Genomic DNA, 19,466 nt, shown 5'->3' with positions numbered 1-19,466 from the left:
AAAAGGGGTGAGGGGAAGTTGCACAAAACGTGATTTGATAATTAATTAAGAGTGATTTCAGGGAAGGATAAAATATGTCTTACGCTCAAACGAAGACTCAGAGCAAGTCTGGGTATCAAGCCGGGGTTAAAGATTACAGATTAACTTATTACACACCCGATTACACACCAAAAGATACCGATCTTCTAGCTGCGTTCCGCATGACACCCCAGCCTGGTGTTCCTCCCGAAGAAGCAGGTGCGGCTGTAGCGGCTGAGTCTTCCACAGGTACTTGGACAACTGTGTGGACAGACTTGCTCACCGACCTCGATCGCTACAAAGGTCGTTGTTATGACATCGAACCAGTTCCCGGCGAAGACAACCAGTACATCTGCTACGTTGCTTATCCTTTGGACTTGTTTGAAGAAGGTTCTGTAACCAACGTATTAACCTCAATTGTAGGTAACGTATTTGGTTTCAAAGCTCTGCGGGCACTACGTCTAGAAGACATCCGTTTCCCAGTAGCTTACATCAAGACCTTCCAAGGGCCTCCTCACGGTATCCAAGTTGAGCGCGACAAGTTAAACAAATACGGTCGTCCTTTACTAGGTTGTACCATTAAGCCCAAATTGGGTCTTTCCGCTAAGAACTACGGACGCGCTGTATACGAGTGCTTACGCGGTGGTTTGGACTTCACCAAAGACGACGAAAACATTAACTCCGCACCATTCCAAAGATGGCGCGATCGCTTCTTGTTTGTAGCTGAAGCTATCAACAAAGCTCAAGCAGAAACCGGTGAAATTAAAGGTCACTACCTAAACGTCACCGCTCCTACTTGCGAACAAATGTTGCAACGGGCTGAGTACGCTAAAGAACTCAAAATGCCCATCATCATGCATGACTACCTCACCGCAGGTTTCACCGCCAACACCACATTGTCTCGTTGGTGCCGCGATAACGGTATCTTGCTACACATTCACCGTGCTATGCACGCTGTAATCGACCGTCAAAAGAACCACGGTATCCACTTCCGTGTATTGGCTAAAGCTCTACGTTTGTCTGGTGGTGATCACATCCACACCGGCACCGTAGTTGGTAAGTTGGAAGGTGAGCGCGGCATCACAATGGGCTTCGTTGACCTGTTGCGTGAAAACTACATTGAGCAAGACAAGTCTCGTGGTATTTACTTTACCCAAGACTGGGCTTCTCTACCTGGTGTAATGGCAGTTGCTTCTGGTGGTATCCACGTATGGCACATGCCCGCGCTAGTAGAAATCTTTGGTGATGACTCCGTACTACAATTCGGTGGTGGTACTCTGGGACACCCTTGGGGTAACGCTCCTGGAGCAACCGCTAACCGCGTCGCCTTGGAAGCTGTTGTTCAAGCTCGTAACGAAGGCCGTAACTTGGCTCGTGAAGGTAACGATATCATCCGCGAAGCAGCCAAGTGGTCTCCTGAACTAGCTGTTGCTTGCGAACTATGGAAAGAAATCAAGTTCGAGTTTGAAGCAATGGATACCGTCTGATCTGAGTTAACAGTTAAGAGTTAAGAGTTAAGAGTTAGGATTTGCATTAATTCATAACTCATAACTCATAACTCATAACTCTTTAGGGCTGGGGTCAAGCATGAATCTTAAGCAAATTGCGAAGGACACAGCCAAAACTCTCCAAAGCTATCTGACTTATCAGGCTCTAAGGACAGTATTGGCACAGCTAGGCGAAACGAATCCTCCATTAGAACTTTGGTTGCATAACTTTTCGTCTGGCAAAATTCAAAATGGTGAGTCATACATTGAGCAACTGCTGAGAGAAAAACCAGATTTGGCTTTGCGAATCATGACTGTCAGAGAACATATTGCGGAAGAAATTGCAGAATTTTTACCGGAAATGGTTCGCACTGGCATTCAGCAAGCCAACATGGAGCAGCGTCGCCAGCATTTAGAACGCATCACACGAATAGACACATCTAACCCCAGTCTGCAACCAGAACAGCAAACAACTTCAGATCAGAATTTGGATAACTTATCCAATTAGTTCGGTCAACCTAGTAGTCAAAAATCGCAACCCATTATCAAAAAGCTATGCAAACTTTACCAAAAGAGCGTCGTTACGAAACCCTTTCTTATCTGCCACCCCTTACTGACGCTCAAATTGCCAAGCAGATTCAGTACATTTTGAATCAAGGTTACATTCCAGCGATCGAGTTCAACGAAACTTCTGAGCCAACAGAATTATATTGGACAATGTGGAAGTTGCCTTTGTTCGGTGCTAAATCCACTCAAGAAGTATTGAGCGAAGTTCAAGGATGCCGTTCTCAATTCAACACCAGCTATATCCGTGTTGTAGGTTTTGACAACATCAAGCAGTGCCAAGTTCTCAGCTTTCTTGTTCACAAACCTAACAAAGCCACCAGATACTAAAGCTAGCAAGCTTTAAGTAATTAATTTATCCCCATAGGAGAGGCAGATAATTCTGCCTCTCCTATTTTTTAACTAAAGAGTCATAACAATTCTGGTAAACCTCAGTATTCAAGTCTCAAGAATTTTGTGCAAGATGAGTGAATTAAAAGTAATTTCAAATACACCATCACCTCAGACTCGCCAAAGTCTGGCTACGGACTTGTTACACGCAGGTTTAACTCCAGAGATGAATGTGATAGTCCACTCTTGACTCAGTTCACTGGGATGGGTTTGTGGTGGTTCAGTCACAGTAGTTCAAGCACTGATGGATGCGATCGCGCCAGCAGTAAGTCTCATAATGCCTACCCATTCTGTGGTCTGATCCTAAGCACCAGTTTTTATCTGGCTGAGTATCGGGTTGATGGGACACAGCAAGTTAGCAAAGGTGCGCCAGTTCTAGAAGCAGGACAACGAGTTTGGAAATATTACTCAGATATTGAATTTGACAATGACTGTTTTTTTGACATAGGTAGAGATTTGGAAAACACTGGTCATGTCAAAGTCTCAAAAGTTGGTTCTGCACAAACCAAGCTATTGTCTGTCAAAAACGCTGTTGATTTTGCCGTTGATTGGTTGACAACTCATCCCAGATAGAAGGAGCAATCAGGATACATTTTGTGTAGAAATTAAGGCATTATCTAGCGCATAAGTCATGAACTCAATACATCGACAAGAAGTAAGAATTTGTTTTGTTGGTGACTCCTTCGTTAACGGTACTGGCGACAAAGAATGTCTTGGTTGGACAGGGAGAGTATGTGTTAATGCTAATAAAAAAGGTTATGACATTACCTACTATAATTTAGGAATTAGGCGTGATACGAGTACTGATATAGCAAAGCGTTGGTTACAGGAAGTCTCACTGCGATTGCCCAAGGAATATGATGGCAGAGTTGTATTTTCTTTTGGATTGAATGACACAACATTAGAAAATGGTAAAACTCGTGTGGATTTGGCAGATTCTCTCAAAAATACCCGTGAAATTTTAAGTAAAGCTCAAAAATTATATCCTGTTTTGATGGTTGGCCCCGCACCATACATAGAACAAGAAGATTCTCAAACAAAGCAAAGAACTATAGATTTATCTAAACAATATGCTTTTATTTGTAAAGGATTAAATGTACCTTATTTAGACGTTTTCCCGATATTAGAAATATCAAATATCTGGATTAATGAAGCAAGAGCCAATGATGGGGTTCATCCTCAAGCAGGCGGTTATGAAGAATTTGCCCAAATAGTAGAAAATTGGGACGCTTGGTTAAATTGGTTTCCTCTGATTTAATCGAGCATTCAAAGTTAGGATAGTGATAGCACCTAATTTTTATATCTAAAGGTGGTAACTATGCAGCAAATTACTCTAGCTGAAGCATCTCAACACTTATCTGACTTAATTGAAGCAGCACTCAGTGGTGAGGAAATTATCATCATCAAAGATAATCAACCTGTTGTGAAATTAACTCCTGTGTCGCCAGTTAAACGCCCCCGTCAACCTGGAAGTGCAAAGGGTTTAATTACAATATCTGATGACTTTGATGCACCACTCAAAGATTTCAAGGAATATATGGAATGAGATTACTGCTGGATACACATACTTTTATTTGATATGTGACAGATAATTGAAGACTTAGTAATCAAGTAGTAGATTTAATCAATGATGAAAATAATGAAATTTTACTAGGTATAGCTAGTCTATAGGAAATAGCTATTAAGCAAAATTTAGGCAAGCTTAGTTTTAATCAGCCATTCGAGATATTCATCACACAGCAACTAAACCTCAACGATTTTAGGTTACTCGATATCAAAATTAGCGACGTTACTGTTATTGCCACACTATCTTTACATCACCGTGACCCATTAGACCGAATTTTAATTGCACAATCGATAGTGGAAAATATACCTTTACTAAGTGCCGATAAAATTTTTGATGTATATCCAATAAGACGTATATGGTAAGTACCGCTCATTCTCTACCAAAAGATAAATAAACAGTCATCACCAAAAAAACTTAACATTACTTTAGGCAGTGCTAGGCAAAGATAATTTTATGGGTTACTACATCGCTCCTCGCTTTCTGGACAAATTGGCTGTCCACATCACTAAAAACTTTCTAAAGCTTCCTGGCGTGCGAGTTCCCGTGATTTTAGGTATTCACGGACGCAAAGGAGAAGGCAAAACATTTCAATGTCAATTAGTCTTCGAGAAAATGGGTATCGAGGTGACTCATGTATCTGGCGGCGAATTGGAAAGTCCAGATGCAGGAGATCCAGCGCGGTTGATTCGGCTGCGCTATCGGGAAACAGCAGAACTGATCAAAGTACGCGGCAAAATGTGTGTACTGATGATTAACGATTTAGATGCGGGGGCTGGACGCTTTGATGAAGGCACTCAATATACTGTAAATACGCAGTTGGTGAATGCCACACTGATGAATATTGCTGATAATCCCACAGATGTGCAGTTGCCTGGAAGCTACGATTCCACACCTTTACATCGTGTACCGATTATTGTCACAGGTAATGATTTTTCTACCCTCTATGCACCGTTAATTCGGGATGGACGGATGGAGAAATTTTACTGGGAACCAGACAGAGACGACAAAGTGGGAATTGTCAAAGGGATTTTTGAACCGGATGGACTATCGCAGAAGGAAGTTGAACAGCTAGTTGATACATTTGTCAACCAGTCCATTGACTTTTTTAGCGCTTTGCGATCGCGCATTTATGACGAACAAATCCGCAACTACATCCATAAAATAGGTTTTGAGAAAGTATCCTTGAGTGTGGTTAACAGCACCGAAGGGCCACCAGAATTTAAAAAACCAGATTTCAGGCTGTCTCACTTAATAGAGTCTGGTAACTTCCTCGTTGGTGAACAAAAACGGGTGGAAAATTCCCATTTAGTTGACGATTACAACCGACTCAATCGAGGTAGAAATTCTCAATCTGCACAGCCTGCTGCTGTAACACCAATTAATCAGCCGTCAAGCAATGGTGCAACTCAAGAAGCAAAAACTAATGGATTCCAGAAACAGGAAGTATCAAGCCCACATTTAACCCTAGAGACACAAGAACAGATTCGGCAATTATTATCTCAAGGTTACAAAATCAGCATTGAACACGTAGATGAGCGCCGTTTCCGCACAGGTTCTTGGCAAAGTTGTGTTCATAGCCACATTGATGCCGAGTCTGATGCAATCTCAAACTTAGAGGCAACTTTGGCAGAATATAGCGGTGAGTATATCCGCTTAGTAGGTATTGATCCGAAAGCCAAGCGGCGGGTTTTAGAGACAATTATTCATCGTCCGCATGGGAAAAATTAGGAATAGATAATTGAGAAAGAGCGATCGCTTTTGTCAATTCTCAAACAACTGGAAAAAATATGCTTCCTCAATTTCGGGACTTACGCAAAAAATAGCCCAAAGCTTGATGATTTTCTAGTAGGGACAATACCCTGCGGGTACTAACTCGTAGAGTAGACGCAAAGCGGCTACATTAATTGCCTCTACCGCCTGTCGTTTTGCGTAAGTCCTAAATTTGATAGCGGAATCCTTATACCTTAACTACAGGTAGCAGCTGAAGCTGAGTTAACCTTTGTTAAATCGCCAGTGAATACTGCTGTGTATATATAAGGAGATGCACCAGAGCAAGTCATGGAGTTGGTATTAGTGCGGCGGGGAGTCCACCATGACTTTGCCTCTACAGTTAAATTTGTGCCATTCCATGATAGGCTTCTGACAACTAAAGAGTTTGTATTTCCATTATCTGCCTTTTTAGCAGATAAAAATGTAGCATAGTAAACCTCGCCATTGGCTGGATTAATCCGGGCTATAACTGCGACTTTTGGCCCGCCTCCACTACCATAACTAGGCAACCAACGTCCAGTTGCAAAGCGGCGAAAATCATTACCGGTCTGACTGCCAGTAGAAGAGTAAACGCCATATAAATAATTCCCCCCACTCCAATACAATCCGTAGCCTGTACCGTCGTCATTTGTTGTTTCGTAATCAGTCCTACACCATGTTTTAATACCATTATTAAAACGGATAGTTATAGGGTTTTTGTTATTAGATGAGACTTGCTGATAACCAATGTAAAAGGCTGAACTTCCACTAACTACTCTGGCCCCATTCTTAGCTTTGATAGTCGCTTCACTATCATTGCAACTAAATGTCACAGCATTCCCAACAGATGAATTTACTATTTCGGCAAAAGCTGGAGGGACTTTTTGTGTGAGGACTAAATCAGCTACTAATATGACAGATAAAGAGAAACCTGCCAAATACTTCTGAAATTTTTGAGAATAAATCATGATATAAATCTGCCGAGAAATTTTAAGGGAAAAACACCGTATCACTATAAACTCTAATGAGAGTTTAGACAAGCAAAATTGTTGAAATTCGCAGATAGCAACATTTTCAGCATTACGATAAATGAGGCTAGACTACAAGGTACTTAACAGAATATGCATGACATTGCATGGTATTAACCGTATATAAAGTTTTCTTATCCAAAGAGCATCATTGAATAGATTGATAATCAATTCAGAATCTAGATGCTCTCTAATAAATGCTGCGTGGGTATCTTGTTCGCAAAGCTAGACTAGACTTGCGCCTTGTGTCATCACCAAATCTATGATTTGGTGAGGGTAAAAAGACTTCATTGATTAAGAAGATTGCAGACTTGCTACTACTGCGCTATTCAATTTTTAAGCCAGAATTAATTCTCAATTCTAATTCTTCACTCTTGAATTCTGTTTGAGAAATTGCGACAAATGCTTTTAGAGAACAAATAATATTTGTTCCTTTTTTATCTCTATTATTAGAAGATTGAATTCATATTTGAATCCATTGATTTCAGTCCAGCCGATCTTAAGTCAGCTTTTTATAGAATATGTGATGTCCGTTTTTGGAGGAGACATAGATATATTCCTTAAATAGGGTTCTAAAGTTAGTTTGGCTTAGTCAAGCTGTTTTTTGGTTCAGTAAAATTCGTGAATAATTTTATTTCTCATAAAACTAATACATTAATCTGAGTAATTTCTCTTAATTCAGATATTGGATCTAGTTTTTTGGGCAATTGCTTGTTAGTGATGAATATCGCAATATTCATCATAATGGCTCGATTTCGTCTTATTTTATCGATACAGAGGGCGGGAATAGCTGATTACAGGCTCTGCTTGCAGTGATAGATTAATTCAGAATGTAATTCAGAATATATTCCCATACTCCGTATGAGAATGAGCAAAAAAGCAAAACTTCATCAAGCTAGTAGTCTATCGCAAAAGTTTTGATAGGTTTGTAGTAAGACACTTTAGTGCTTAAATATTTGAGGACTAAAGTCCTCACTACAAACGTATTTACCACTCATAACTAATGCGATAGACCACTAGGTTTTTAAGACTTGTGTATACACTGTAGTCTTCTAAAAACTGGGGGATAACTCTACAAAAATTGTCTGTACACCGAAGTTGACAAGGAGAGATATGGTATTTTGGGCTGGAGGTTAGGTATATATTGGACTCAACCCAGAAGCGTTAGAAATGCTGCTTCACCACGTCTAAGGGTGAACAATTCCAATAATCGATATGGGAGACAATCAAACCATCAGAGTTAAGACCTAATTCACTCCAACCAGGAATAGAAATCCGTGGCTTCCAGGGGAGAGGAGTATTCCAACTGAGTGTCCACTCAGTTTTGATTGTGTCTCCTAAACGTTGAATATTATGTAAGTCCATCTTGGGATCTAAAAACCAAGTTTGGATAAAATTAATCATTTTTTGATAACGTTTAACACCACGAAATTTATTCAGTGGGTCTTGAAAATAAACGTCTGGAGCGTAAATGCTGTAAGTTTGATTGACTGGGAATCTTTGATAGTCTTCTTTGAGAATTTCAATGATATCCATAATCGTCGCTTTATATTCGATGTCCTCGCTGATAGAGGATATCAGGTTTTTGACAACTTTTTAGTTTTGGGTACTAAATTCAACACAGTTAAAATAGCGGTTAGAAATCGGGTCTATACGAAGAAAACCCGCGCAGACGGGTTAAAAAACCTTAAGTTTCTCTAGTCCGAGAAGCCGGACTTTGTTTCTATAACTGCCTTCGCGTCAGCGTACCGGAGGCTCTATTCAATTCGCCGGGGCTTTTGGGATTTCCAAGGAATAAATTATCCCAAAAAACGAACCACAGAGACGCAGAGAACACAGAGAGAGGAGAAATTAAGAGGATTTTTGTGTCAGTTTTGGAATATTTTTTTATTTGGAAGTCCCTTTTATTAACGCCAATGTTGGGGTATATTCAGATTTTCCGGTAGGATTGTTGTGCGATCGCCAAATGCCTCTTCAATCTGCTGTAATTCTAGGTTTTCACATCCGCTCAAGTTTGCCCTAAAGAGATTAGTTTCTTGGAGGTTGGCATCTTGCAGATTAGCTGTACTGAGTAACACGCCTTCTAAGTTGGCCCCAGCAAGTTTTGCATTTTGCAGGTTACTGCCAATCAGGTTTGCATCTTGGAGGTTGCTACCCTCGAAGTTGGCTTCAAAGAGGTTAGCATCACAAAGAATTGCTCCTTCCAAGTTGGCATCACAAAGAATTGCTCCTACCAAATTAGCATCACAAAGAATTGCCCCTTCCAAGTTGGCATCATAAAAGATTGCCTTCGAGAGGTTTGCTTTTCTGAGAATTACGCCTTGCAAATTGGCTTCTGGAAGGGTTGCCTTAGAGAGGTTTGCTTCATAGAAGACTGACCCACAAAGATTGGTTACTGATAGGTCTGCCTCGGATAAATTTGCTTGTGTAAAATTTACCCATTGTAAGTCAGCTCCTACGAAAATTGCCTTAGAGAGGTTAGCTTCCGTTAAGTCTGCATTACTGAGGTCTGTATTGCGTAAATCTAGTTTTTGATTTACTGGGTCTTTATGTGAATCGCGTCGCCCAATGACAGTTATCGCTGTTTGAATATCTGTAGGAAGTTTTGATGATACCTGTAACTCATCCTCATATTTTTGATTTACCGGAGCATTCTCGCGAATAAAAGCAGCAAGAATTTCCATAATTGTCCAATGGTCTTTGGGAGAATCTTTAGCAATTCGTTCTAAAGCATAAATTGCGGCAAACCGCGTTTCAATTTTTTCATTTCCTAGTTGTTCAATTGCTTTAGAAAAGCGTTCGGGAACAATTTCTTGGGGAGTTGGTTGCTTGTAATTGATACCAGTTACTATGTTGTTATCCCAAGCTAGTGTCCCAGCAAGGATCTGCATTAACAGACTCTGATTTTCATCCAAAGAGAGTCTGGATGTATAGTAAGCATTAATAATTAATGCTAGTCCTCCAATAATGATCGCAATAGTTGTTAAGGCTTGAGTGATATATTCTATTTTTTCTTGGTTTGAAAGTCCTTGAATATTTTCAAATAAGGAAAAGATTAAAGTTAAAGAAAAAATAAATATAACTGAGATAAATACCAGCAAAATCGTGAGTCCATTTGTCTTTATGAAAGACATGTTATAAGTCTTCACATTTGACTCCTTACGGAAATAAATTTAGGTTGATTTTAAGAGCATCCGTAAATATCTGATAGCGTACAAACACGGAACTACTTGACATATACTTAAATCTATTTCATAGAAATTATCTATAAAATATCTGATAACTTATTTTGTAAACATCCTCTGAAATGCGGCTTTTTGGGCTTGTTTGCGATCGCAAAGACTGAGATCATGAGTAGATTGCTGCGGATAGGCCCAATTAAACCTCGACTGCGGTGAGTGTTGAAGCTTAGTGCAATCGAGGCTTTAGAGGTTGTTTTAAAAGTGTTTCACTGTGAATTTAGCCAGGGGGATTTCCGCGATTATGTTAACGCAAACCTAAAATCTCGGAAATCGCCGTAACAATATCCAAATAAAAGTTGCCTTTGACTGCGCGAAATAATTCGAATTTAGAATCAGGCGCACCAAAAAAGGGTCTGAGAAACCATCCTAACTGCATACCAACAAAGGCATAAAGCAATAACCAGGATCTTAAAATAGTGGTGCGGGTTTTTTTACCGACTTCATCTTGTTGAGAAAGTAATTGCATCCCTTCATATAAAAATTTCACACCAAAGATGCCTGTAATACCAAAAATTAGCACATTCAATAGTTTGAAAAATTGATATGAATCTGGTGTAGTGATGAGAAAAAATAGTGTAACTGGTGCCAAACTAAATAAAAGTACGCTAATCACTGATACAGATGTGAGTAATACAACGAAATGCTGTAAAACACTGCTCCGAGAACCAAACAAAACATTAAAAAAGAACAAAGTCGGGAAACAAATAATCAGTGTGATTAAATAGAATACCGGAAGTTTAATCGCACCAGATAATGCCTGTGCCCAACTGTGGGATGCACCGATAATTGCTCCATAAAGAGCAAAGAATATAGAACTAGTTACGAATAGAGAACTGATTTTATTTTGTAACCTGACTCCCTGACGAATTTCTTCTAAAAATGACTGGCGATCGCGCAATAAATTAACCAAAACACCAAATTGTTGAATTCCGCGATTTTGCTTTTTCAGCATATTTTTATAGTTTGTATATTTTGTGGAATTACTAATGACTAATTAACGGAATCCAAAAAGATAGCTAAGAGATTTAATGACGCTTAAATAGAAATTACCTTCTCTTTCGCGGAATAGTTCAAAGGTAGAACCAGGTGTGCCAAAAAACGGTCTGAGAGTCCATCCTAACTGACTACCTACGAAAGCGTAAAGAAATAGCCAAAATTGTAAAATCTTCTGGCGTGTCTTACTACCTTCATCATCTTGTTCTAAAACTAAACTCGTGGCCTGATATAAAGACGAAATACCAATAAATCCAGTTAATGCAAAGATGAATACATTTAACAGAATTAAAAATTGGTAATTATTCGTGGTAATCAAGAAAAATAGGGTGATTGGTGCAAAGCTAAATAAAAGTACGCTTGTGACTGAAACCGCAGTCAATACTAATGCTAAATGCTGTGCAAAAGTCCGCTTGGAACCAAAAATTATATTAGCAAAGAACAACGTCGGGATACAAATCAAAAGTGTGATTAAATAAAGCGCTGGGAGTTTAATGGCGGAAGATAAAGCTTGCATCCAACTATGATATGCACCAATGATTCCGCCATACGCGGCGAGAAATAAGGAACTGCAAACCAGCAGAGAAATGATTTTAGTTGGTAATCTCGTACCTTGGCGAATTTCCTCCAGAAAACCTGGGCGATCGCGCAGGAATCCAATCAGGACTGCAAAGTATTTGATTCCTAATGATTTCCGTTCAATCATGTTATCCTCACACAGCTAAAATTCTAAGTTTCATCTGAGTAATCACCGCCAGAACCATACTTCCAGGCATCAACCAAACGATGCCAATAATATTGTTGTTCATTTGGTTGATTCTTAATCCATGTTTCTAACATTGGACTTAACCAAAACAAGGCAGTATATACACCTAAATTCCCGTAATGTAACGTCCAATCTAATAAACTACCTAAACCTACTTGCGGAATGATTTTGGCAACTATTCCCGGATGAGATAAACCAGTTTTTAACAGTGTTTGGGTTAGTGCTGAAAACTGCACTATATCCTGTAAAAATGGTTTTAACACTGGTGTACCCAACTGTTGCATTTCTTGAAATACTGCCGAGAGGAGTTGGTTAATTTGATCTGGGGCAATTTTCTGATTTATACCAACACTCATCGCTTTTTGAAACAACCAGGTAACAGTCAGACTTGGCTGATAGGGTTGCAGTAGTGCTAAAGCTTTTAGAGATAATTGTTCTGTTTCTAGCGCTTCGGAAATGCCATAAGTTAAACGCTTCAGGTGACGCACCATTGCCCCAAAACCACCAAAACTCAAGGGAGACTGACTACCACTGCTGTCTCCGGCTGGCAAAATGCGATTCCAAAGAGTTTTGAGAGGACTTTGCCGATAGGTAGGAAAGAAGCCAAATAACGCCCGTTGAAATTTTAGCTTGCTCAATTCCACTCCCTGATATTCTGGTAAGAGACGCAGATATTCTTCAAACAAAGTTTCTAAACTCAAACGTTGGGGATGTGCATCCATGTAGGTAAACAAGTAAGTGGTTCTGCCATCCCTGGCTGGGAAAGCTTCCCAGAAGTACTGACATTGATTTTGCAAAGGCGTAAATGATAACAACAAGTCGCCTGAGTTATTTTCCGGAAAACCTTGGGCACAACTTCCGACAACTAAGCACAGCGCGTCTGGTTTTTTGCCTTGGCGTGCTTGTTGGCTGATGGGTGAAAGATGTCCCATTGCGTCGATTAATAACCGAGTTTTGAATTGCTTATTTATCATCACCCCATCTGGATGAACGATCGCTTCAGTAAAGGGTGTATTTTCTAACAACTTCCCACCCACAGCGAGAAATCGGGTCTTCAATGTAGCCAGGAGATAAACTGGATCTACGCCAATATTCAAGACATCTTCTACCCAAACTTCTGTACCGCCATCAAAACTAACTCGCGCTGGGTTATATTTAGTTGCGATCGCAGTTTCTAATTCATCCTCAGTCAGCAAGTTTAATTCCACAAACACATCTAATTCTTTCCGAGAGATATTCCACTCTTGTTCTCTCCCCCGTAAAATACCCCGTTCCATCAACGCTACCCGCAGTCCCTTCACCGCTAAGGCGCAACCAATTAAAATGCCTAAAGTGCCACCGCAGATCAGCACATCAAAGTCTACAACGCCTAAAGGTTGTTGATTTTCTTTAACTAACTGTGGTGCGGGTGCGGAGTTTTCGCGCAGAGATGTGAGGATGCGATCGCCTTGACGCAACCCTCCTAAAACATCACCTGGTAATTGGGAAAGAATTTCTTCAGTTAAAGACATTTTGGAAAAACTCAACTCTACATTCCAAAACTACCTGAGAATGAAGAAAGTAGATATGATCGTGACACTCCCACCCGTCTCTTGAGGAACTGGAGACATAAGTATGTCCACTACAAAACCTGTAGAACGTCTGTATACTTTTAAGGAATATCTCACCTACGATGATGGCACTGAAAAGCGCTATGAACTTGAGGATGGGGTACTGCTAGAAATGCCTCCAGCCTCAGATTTGCATGAAGCGATCGTTACTTTCTTGTTGATTCGCTTCTATCTAGAAATCCAACGACTAGGGTTAGATTGGCAGGTTCGTCCTAGCGGTACTGGCGTTCGTACCTCTGTCAAAAAATCCCGTCTCCCTGATTTAATTGTGATGACTGAAGAACAGCGACAATCTATTCAGGGTAAATCGGCGGTGCTTGAATTACCTCCACTGTTGACAATAGAAGTGGTTAGCGCTGAGTCTGTGAAACGAGATTATCAAAGGAAACCACTTGAGTATGCAGCCTTCTCTATCCCTGAATACTGGATTGTTGATCCTCTGGAAGCAAAGGTGACAGTCTGCTTGTTGGATCAGGGACGTTATAACCAAACAGTATTCACAGGAAACCAGCAAATATCTTCTCCGACTTTCCCTGAGTTAGCACTGACAGCCCAGCAGGTATTAACGGCTTAGGGATTTTTTATTCAAAAGACCTCACGTTAAATTATCCCAAACCGAATAGTTTAGAAATGGCAGGCAATAATTTATTACCAGCTTCAACCAGCGATGCGATCGCAGGTAAGCCTGTAAATATCCCTTTCAACATGGTGATAGCTGTCTTTGCAGTCTTCTGCTTGGTGGATTCTTGAGGATTTTTACCCGCTTCTGCCAAACTGTTCACCTGCTCTAGCGCTTCGGTTTTGTCTTCTTCTGACAAATATGTAGATTGGATGATTGCATCTTGCAACTGTGACAATAATTCTTTAATTCCTGGTTTCTCGGCATCGGTTGCATCAGGTAACTGATTGAGGGCAATACTCACGTTACCGCTAATGGTTCCTAGATTAGCAATAGAATTATTGCCCGCGATACCGCTAACATTACTGCTACCTTGAATATTGATACCACTGATATCTGACATATTTGTATCTCCTTGTGTATAAAATTTGGGCTGCTTGAGAGCAGTATCTACCATATTTTCTAAACTAATAATGCGCTTATCTTTTTCTACCAGCAATAATTGCTGACTCTGCGATAAAGCTTTGAGTTGATTATAGTCATCAAAATATTCTGCACTCAGTTGAGATTTATCACTACCTGCGGCGGTTTTGGCTCTGAGCAAGATTTTATCATCGCCGCGTTTCTCCATTGCCACGATTTTTAACTCGGCTTCGGGATGGTTTTCGGCAAGGTTTTTGAAAGCTATGGCAACAGCGCGGGGGTCAACGCCTTGATTATGGTAAAGGTCGAGGGTGTCAAAAATTGGCTTGATAAAGTTGGCAAAATCCCCGTCTGCAAATACCTCTTGTTTATTATCAGGTTTGCGGAGAGGGTCGGGGTCTTCTTTGGTGGGTAAGCGCATGAAGATATATTCACACCTCACCCCATGCAATTTAGTTGTATTTGTAATCCCCCAATCTTCAATGTACGCGCCGGTAAGAGTTGCACCTGTTAAATCTGTTCCGTCTAGTTGTGTTTGCTTCAGCTTTGCTCTTGACAAATCGGCATCTTGCAAGTTTGCTTCACTGAGGTCAGCGCCAATAAAGCTGGCATCTGCTAAATTTGCTGATTGTAAGTTGATACCCCGCAGATTTTCACGATAAAAATTCTTATCCTGTCCCTCTCCTGTAACCAGCAGTTGTCGGACTTGTAAGTTTTGAAGGTAAGTTGAACCAGAGCGAACACGGTCAAGCATTTTGGCTTGATGCCAACAGGTATTAATAAGTATAGTGTTTCGGAAATCTGTACTTTTCAGCGTCGCAGCAGTGAAATCAGCATTAGTCAAGTTAGCGCCACAAAAACTTGTACCTTCTATTGCAGCAAAGGTAAGAGCGATATTGCGAATTAAGGCGTATTTTTCATCTCCTTTCATTGCTCGCCAACCTATGTAAATGCTAAATAAGGCTACGGCAAAGGCTAAAGCTAAGGCTGCAATTATAATTACGATTACTACTATGATTTTGCCAGACCCAAATCTGGCAAAGGATATAGCCACTGGTGAGGCCAAGGCTACAATTACGACTATTGCTCCTGTTGCGGCTACAGTTTCGCTAAAAGCTGCTACGGCTCCAGCGAAGGCTACCGCTAAGATTATCACTACTGCTACAGTTAAACCTACAACTGCGGCTCCAGTGAAGGCAGCTACGGTTCCGCCTCTGACAGAGGCAGCTACAGCTACAGTTCCGGTAAAGGCGAAAGCGAAGGCTTCTAAACCAGCCCCTACTCCTTGAAGAATCGTACTTAAAAAGAAGGCAATCAATAAGATTAAAGTAGTGCAGCTCGCAATCTGCTTTTCTAAGCTGGAGGCTTTAAATGTTAATGGCAAAAAATAATCAGTTAGATATGAGAAAAATCCTGACAGTACTAAAAACAACAACGAGATAAGGGCTAGGTAAGCTATTTTCCAAGGTTCTTGCAGTCCAGCTTTAGCATGACTGAAGTTTGCCTTTCTCAAGTTGACATTGGTAAAGTTTGCCCCTCGGATGTCGGCATAGCTAAAGTTGGCACCCACAAGGTCTTTTCTACCTTTGAAGTTGCGTCCTCGGAGATTTTGACCGGAGAAGTCTAAAGCCATGTTCCACTTTACGGAGGTGAGCAAATTTTACTACACGCTCACCCCTGTAAATTTAAGAATGGTTAGATATTTTTCATGAATGGAGTTCAAAGCCTCGTTCACGAGTATCAAAGACTCGTTAACGGAGTTCAAAGACTCATTCACGAGTATAAAAGACTCGTTGACGGAGTTCAAAGCCTCATTCACGAGTATAAAAGACTCGTTGACGGAGTTCAAAGCCTCATTCACGAGTATAAAAGACTCGTTGACGGAGTTCAAAGCCTCGTTCACGAGTATAAAAGCTTCGTTAACGGAGTTCAAAGCCTCGTTCACGAGTATAAAAGCTTCGTTAACGGAGTTCAAAGACTCCTTAATGAACCTCAAAGCCTCGTTAACAGAGTTCAAAGACTCCTTAATGAATCTCAAAGCCTTGTTAACAAAGCCTCATACCATTTTCTAACCGCCCTTTTAACCTTAGTGGTTGTTTGAAAACTATTTTGCTGTGACTTTAAACACTTTTAGATCCCCTCCAACATCCCTTAGAGGATGTTTTAAAAGTCCCCTTATGGGTATCAAAAGTTCAGATCCCCCTAAATCCCCCTTAAAAAGGGGGACTTTAATTCCGGTTCCCCCCTTTTTAAGGGGGGCTAGGGGGGATCTAGAAGTACTTAAAAGCACAGCCAAACACTTTTAAAACATCCCTTAAAAAGGCAGGAAACGAAATCAAATTTTACCTTGACAAGGGGGATTTAGAGGGATATAAAACTTTTGATACTGACAAAAATAATTTTCAAACATCCTCTGAATTTGACTATACCCTTACCAAGATATTTGTATCATTATGACAGTTAAACGCTATTAGCAAATTCCATAATACTGTTGCTTAATAAATAGGGGGTAAAACCCCTCAAGCCTCAATCTTTCAACTCTGTTAAAGCAAAAGAATACCCCAATTAGAAAATTTAAAAACCTGCCAAAATGGCAACCACATTCTAATTACCCAAGTTAAATTGTACGAAGATAAACGACTTCAAGGGTTTTTATCAGGGGCTACCACACAAGCAAATTCATTTTGTAAAACACTATTTATTTACTAAATGATTTCCAAAAAACTATCTCTAATAAATTATTTGCAGAGTATTTTTATCAGCAGATAAATATCAATAATTAGGTTTAGCCTTTGCTGCAACAGGAATATTAAATATGTATGGACGTTGTTGTTGATATACGCATTAGCCCCTAAATAACGGGCAACGTCTGTATACATTCCTGTTCACTTCAGCAGCAAATGGCAGAGTGGGAGTTTGAAAGCTGACTGATATGCTTCCTTCCACTCTTTTTTATTTATAAGACTAGCGCGTGTTTTCAAAGTATTAGAGGTTGTTTGAAAAGTGTTTCGCTGTGAATTTAGCCACTTTTAGATCCCCCTAATACCTCTTGAAAAAGCTACTGTGTATACACAAGTCGAATTACCCCCCTTAATCCCCCCTTGTAAAGGGGGGAAACAAGAAAATCTAGTTCCCTCCCCTTTACAAGGGGAGGGTTAGGGTGGGGTAATTCGATAATTAAGGAGGGGCAAAAACCTCTCAAAGTCCCCCTTAAAAAGTGGGATCTAATTCTATGTTGACTTAGAAGTTGTAGCCAAGTCCTAATTGTAACCCTACATCAGTTTGATCCATAAAAGCAGCATTGACAGCGCCATTTAACGTAAATCTAGAACCGAGAGGAATGTCTACACCACCAGTTAGCAGTAATCCAAAATCAGTATCGAGATTAGCTTCGATCGCGACACCAGCACCTATATAAGGAGATATAAAGAAGGTTCTGTCGCCGACATCAGCAGAGGCACGAGGGGTAAAATCCAAAGTCAAGGGAACCAAAAACACTGTATCATCCCCAAATAGCACCGATGGTCGCACTGAGATATTGCGTGTCAGACCAATTTTACTGATTACTGCAAAGTTACCATCGCTCAAAGCTGTATCGTTGCCGCTCAAACCAATGTTACCAGCAACCCCGATATAGCTGGGGCCACCAAGAGTAGTTCTACCTGGTCTAACACTAGGTGTTGTTCCATCTGCATTTCCTGTTGGTGGTTGATTTAACTGACTGATGTTAACATCAGGCGGGACAAGGACTTGGTTAATTGCATGGATAACACCATTGCTAGCTTTAACATCCGCCTGGATAACTCTGGCATTATTTACCGAGATTTGATTGCTAGCGCGATCAATTTGAATATTTACAGGCTTTTCTTCAGCAGTTTGCAGTTCCCCAGCCGCGAGTTGACTAGAAGTGACTGCACCAGGAACCACATGGTATGTCAAAATCTTAATCAATGCTTGTCTATTTTCTGGTTGCTGTAACTGCTGTAAGGTAGCAGCAGGTAAAGCAGCAAATGCTTGATCGGTGGGAGCAAAGACTGTATAAGGGCCTGGCTGTTGAAGAACATCTGTTAAGCCGGCTGCCTTTAATAAAGAAGTCAGAGTTGTAAGAGAACTACTGGATGAAGCAAGAGTGACAATATCGCTACCAGTTTGAGTCCCACCAACAATATACTGACTAGCTGGAAGATTGCTAGCAATGGGTTGTACTCGTCCCTGTTTAGCCAAAGCTTGATATAAGAGTGCCGCAACTTCAGCACGAGTTAAAGGTTGTTGGGGATTGAGTTGTTTTACATCTGGATAATTAACAACAATATTAGATTGTGTTGCACTAGTAACACTGGCAATGGCATACTGCGGGATACTTGAAGCGTCGGTGTAGTAGGTGCTGAGGTCAGTACTGGCTCCGGTGTTACTAGCAGTTAGGCCCAAACCACTCGTTAAAGCAACGATCGCCTGTACCTTGGGTATTTGTTGATTTGGCGAAAACACGTTCCCAGGATAGCCTGCCAAAAATCCAGTTTCGTAGGCGTACTGAATTACAGAAGATGCCCAATAGCCAGCAGGAACATCACGAAATCCACCTGCGCTTAATTGCCGAACTCGGTTTTGGTTAGGAAAAGCTTTTTGAATCAGGGCGGCAAATTCAGCACGAGTCACGGCTTGATTTGGTCTGAAGCTGCCATCAGGAAAGCCAGCAATCACATTATTGTCAGCTAGGGCTTGAATGAAGGGACGCGCCCAATAATCTGAGGAAACATCAGATAAGTTAACTGTTGAAGTCGGAGATGGTGTTGCAGGGGATGGTGTTGTAGGGGATGGTGTCTCAGATGGAACGGTATTTTGAGATGAAGCTGGGGTAGAAATTACGATGGGAGTTATTGTAGCAGCTGTCATTCCCAGAACTAGTAAAGCAACCCTTGCTGATGGCCAACGAAAAAAACTAAACATAGAAATATCCTCTTTTGAAATTCTTGGATTGACTATTGGAAAATACTGGGTGCAAGGTTAAGT

General features: G+C 40.7%; 18 protein-coding genes. 10 read left to right on the top strand and 8 right to left on the bottom strand.

All coding sequences use genetic code 11. The features are described 5' to 3' along the window. The first annotated feature begins 74 nt into the window (after nucleotides 1-74). The 9 genes from FD724_RS22745 (at nucleotide 75) to FD724_RS22710 (ending at nucleotide 5,754) form a co-directional block, all read left to right on the top strand. Nucleotides 75-1,505 (top strand): form I ribulose bisphosphate carboxylase large subunit, encoded by a 1,431-nt coding sequence (locus FD724_RS22745; RefSeq protein ID WP_114082926.1) that lies wholly within the window; start codon nucleotides 75-77, stop codon nucleotides 1,503-1,505. Between the two features lie 100 nt (nucleotides 1,506-1,605). After that, nucleotides 1,606-2,013, top strand: coding sequence for a chaperonin family protein RbcX (locus FD724_RS22740; protein WP_012410538.1), 408 nt, complete (start codon nucleotides 1,606-1,608; stop codon nucleotides 2,011-2,013). A gap of 47 nt (nucleotides 2,014-2,060) precedes the next feature. Then, the gene (locus tag FD724_RS22735; protein ID WP_114082924.1) at nucleotides 2,061-2,399 is read left to right on the top strand and encodes a ribulose bisphosphate carboxylase small subunit; all 339 of its coding nucleotides are present in this window, start codon (nucleotides 2,061-2,063) and stop codon (nucleotides 2,397-2,399) included. A 259-nt stretch (nucleotides 2,400-2,658) separates the two neighbouring features. Further along, nucleotides 2,659-2,760 (top strand): AAC(3) family N-acetyltransferase, encoded by a 102-nt coding sequence (locus tag FD724_RS41730; RefSeq protein WP_306297100.1) that lies wholly within the window; start codon nucleotides 2,659-2,661, stop codon nucleotides 2,758-2,760. Further along, the gene (locus FD724_RS22730) at nucleotides 2,757-3,032 is read left to right on the top strand and encodes an AAC(3) family N-acetyltransferase (RefSeq protein ID WP_306297099.1); all 276 of its coding nucleotides are present in this window, start codon (nucleotides 2,757-2,759) and stop codon (nucleotides 3,030-3,032) included. The genes FD724_RS41730 and FD724_RS22730 overlap by 4 nt, the downstream gene beginning before the upstream one ends. Nucleotides 3,033-3,090: 58 nt before the next feature. Beyond that, nucleotides 3,091-3,717 carry a GDSL-type esterase/lipase family protein gene (locus tag FD724_RS22725; protein WP_179074192.1) on the top strand — a complete coding sequence of 209 codons (627 nt, stop codon included), beginning with the start codon at nucleotides 3,091-3,093 and terminating at the stop codon, nucleotides 3,715-3,717. 60 nt (nucleotides 3,718-3,777) lie between these two features. Beyond that, a complete protein-coding gene (locus FD724_RS22720; protein ID WP_179074191.1) occupies nucleotides 3,778-4,005 on the top strand; it encodes a type II toxin-antitoxin system Phd/YefM family antitoxin in 228 nt (75 codons plus the stop codon). Nucleotides 4,006-4,133: 128 nt separating this feature from the next. Next, a complete protein-coding gene (locus tag FD724_RS41725) occupies nucleotides 4,134-4,388 on the top strand; it encodes a type II toxin-antitoxin system VapC family toxin (protein WP_306297098.1) in 255 nt (84 codons plus the stop codon). Nucleotides 4,389-4,479: 91 nt separating this feature from the next. Then, the gene (locus FD724_RS22710; protein ID WP_179074190.1) at nucleotides 4,480-5,754 is read left to right on the top strand and encodes a ribulose bisphosphate carboxylase small subunit; all 1,275 of its coding nucleotides are present in this window, start codon (nucleotides 4,480-4,482) and stop codon (nucleotides 5,752-5,754) included. Between the two features lie 236 nt (nucleotides 5,755-5,990). Here FD724_RS22710 and FD724_RS22705 read toward each other — a convergent pair whose 3' ends face one another. The 6 genes from FD724_RS22705 to FD724_RS22680 all read right to left on the bottom strand — a co-directional run bounded on the left by FD724_RS22705 (nucleotide 5,991) and on the right by FD724_RS22680 (nucleotide 13,315). Further along, complete coding sequence (locus FD724_RS22705; protein ID WP_179074189.1) at nucleotides 5,991-6,743, bottom strand: hypothetical protein; 753 nt, start codon at nucleotides 6,741-6,743, stop codon at nucleotides 5,991-5,993. Between the two features lie 1,224 nt (nucleotides 6,744-7,967). After that, nucleotides 7,968-8,339, bottom strand: a complete 372-nt coding sequence (locus tag FD724_RS22700) for a DUF2358 domain-containing protein (protein WP_114082919.1) — start codon at nucleotides 8,337-8,339, stop codon at nucleotides 7,968-7,970. Nucleotides 8,340-8,710: 371 nt separating this feature from the next. Further along, a complete protein-coding gene (locus tag FD724_RS22695) occupies nucleotides 8,711-9,937 on the bottom strand; it encodes a pentapeptide repeat-containing protein (RefSeq protein ID WP_179074188.1) in 1,227 nt (408 codons plus the stop codon). Between the two features lie 352 nt (nucleotides 9,938-10,289). Further along, the gene (locus tag FD724_RS22690) at nucleotides 10,290-10,997 is read right to left on the bottom strand and encodes an actin-binding WH2 domain-containing protein (RefSeq protein WP_114082917.1); all 708 of its coding nucleotides are present in this window, start codon (nucleotides 10,995-10,997) and stop codon (nucleotides 10,290-10,292) included. 42 nt (nucleotides 10,998-11,039) lie between these two features. Continuing rightward, on the bottom strand, nucleotides 11,040-11,744 hold the full coding sequence (locus tag FD724_RS22685) for an actin-binding WH2 domain-containing protein (protein WP_179074187.1): 705 nt from the start codon (nucleotides 11,742-11,744) through the stop codon (nucleotides 11,040-11,042). A 23-nt stretch (nucleotides 11,745-11,767) separates the two neighbouring features. Then, the gene (locus FD724_RS22680; protein WP_179074186.1) at nucleotides 11,768-13,315 is read right to left on the bottom strand and encodes an FAD-binding oxidoreductase; all 1,548 of its coding nucleotides are present in this window, start codon (nucleotides 13,313-13,315) and stop codon (nucleotides 11,768-11,770) included. Between the two features lie 103 nt (nucleotides 13,316-13,418). On the opposite strand from FD724_RS22680, the gene FD724_RS22675 reads away from it, so the two are divergent. After that, nucleotides 13,419-13,988: a Uma2 family endonuclease gene (locus FD724_RS22675; RefSeq protein WP_179074185.1), complete on the top strand. Its 570-nt coding sequence runs from the start codon at nucleotides 13,419-13,421 to the stop codon at nucleotides 13,986-13,988. A gap of 31 nt (nucleotides 13,989-14,019) precedes the next feature. Here FD724_RS22675 and FD724_RS22670 read toward each other — a convergent pair whose 3' ends face one another. Both FD724_RS22670 and FD724_RS22665 read right to left on the bottom strand, forming a co-directional pair. Continuing rightward, nucleotides 14,020-16,089 carry a pentapeptide repeat-containing protein gene (locus FD724_RS22670; RefSeq protein WP_179074184.1) on the bottom strand — a complete coding sequence of 690 codons (2,070 nt, stop codon included), beginning with the start codon at nucleotides 16,087-16,089 and terminating at the stop codon, nucleotides 14,020-14,022. 1,607 nt (nucleotides 16,090-17,696) lie between these two features. Then, nucleotides 17,697-19,403 (bottom strand): fasciclin domain-containing protein, encoded by a 1,707-nt coding sequence (locus FD724_RS22665; RefSeq protein WP_179074183.1) that lies wholly within the window; start codon nucleotides 19,401-19,403, stop codon nucleotides 17,697-17,699. Nucleotides 19,404-19,466 lie beyond the last annotated feature (63 nt).

The organism is Nostoc sp. C057 (genome assembly GCF_013393925.1).
Classification (GTDB): domain Bacteria; phylum Cyanobacteriota; class Cyanobacteriia; order Cyanobacteriales; family Nostocaceae; genus Nostoc; species Nostoc muscorum_A.
Note: the sequence above shows the minus strand (reverse complement) of the source record. Positions and strands in the feature narration are given on the sequence as shown.

Coding starts and splice junctions, on each gene's coding strand:
- FD724_RS22745 (WP_114082926.1), top strand. CDS start 75: ATGTCTTACGCTCAAACGAAGACTCAGAGCAAGTCTGGGTATCAAGCC.
- FD724_RS22740 (WP_012410538.1), top strand. CDS start 1,606: ATGAATCTTAAGCAAATTGCGAAGGACACAGCCAAAACTCTCCAAAGC.
- FD724_RS22735 (WP_114082924.1), top strand. CDS start 2,061: ATGCAAACTTTACCAAAAGAGCGTCGTTACGAAACCCTTTCTTATCTG.
- FD724_RS22725 (WP_179074192.1), top strand. CDS start 3,091: ATGAACTCAATACATCGACAAGAAGTAAGAATTTGTTTTGTTGGTGAC.
- FD724_RS22720 (WP_179074191.1), top strand. CDS start 3,778: ATGCAGCAAATTACTCTAGCTGAAGCATCTCAACACTTATCTGACTTA.
- FD724_RS22710 (WP_179074190.1), top strand. CDS start 4,480: ATGGGTTACTACATCGCTCCTCGCTTTCTGGACAAATTGGCTGTCCAC.
- FD724_RS22705 (WP_179074189.1), bottom strand. CDS start 6,743: ATGATTTATTCTCAAAAATTTCAGAAGTATTTGGCAGGTTTCTCTTTA.
- FD724_RS22700 (WP_114082919.1), bottom strand. CDS start 8,339: ATGGATATCATTGAAATTCTCAAAGAAGACTATCAAAGATTCCCAGTC.
- FD724_RS22695 (WP_179074188.1), bottom strand. CDS start 9,937: ATGTCTTTCATAAAGACAAATGGACTCACGATTTTGCTGGTATTTATC.
- FD724_RS22690 (WP_114082917.1), bottom strand. CDS start 10,997: ATGCTGAAAAAGCAAAATCGCGGAATTCAACAATTTGGTGTTTTGGTT.
- FD724_RS22685 (WP_179074187.1), bottom strand. CDS start 11,744: ATGATTGAACGGAAATCATTAGGAATCAAATACTTTGCAGTCCTGATT.
- FD724_RS22680 (WP_179074186.1), bottom strand. CDS start 13,315: ATGTCTTTAACTGAAGAAATTCTTTCCCAATTACCAGGTGATGTTTTA.
- FD724_RS22675 (WP_179074185.1), top strand. CDS start 13,419: ATGTCCACTACAAAACCTGTAGAACGTCTGTATACTTTTAAGGAATAT.
- FD724_RS22670 (WP_179074184.1), bottom strand. CDS start 16,089: ATGGCTTTAGACTTCTCCGGTCAAAATCTCCGAGGACGCAACTTCAAA.
- FD724_RS22665 (WP_179074183.1), bottom strand. CDS start 19,403: ATGTTTAGTTTTTTTCGTTGGCCATCAGCAAGGGTTGCTTTACTAGTT.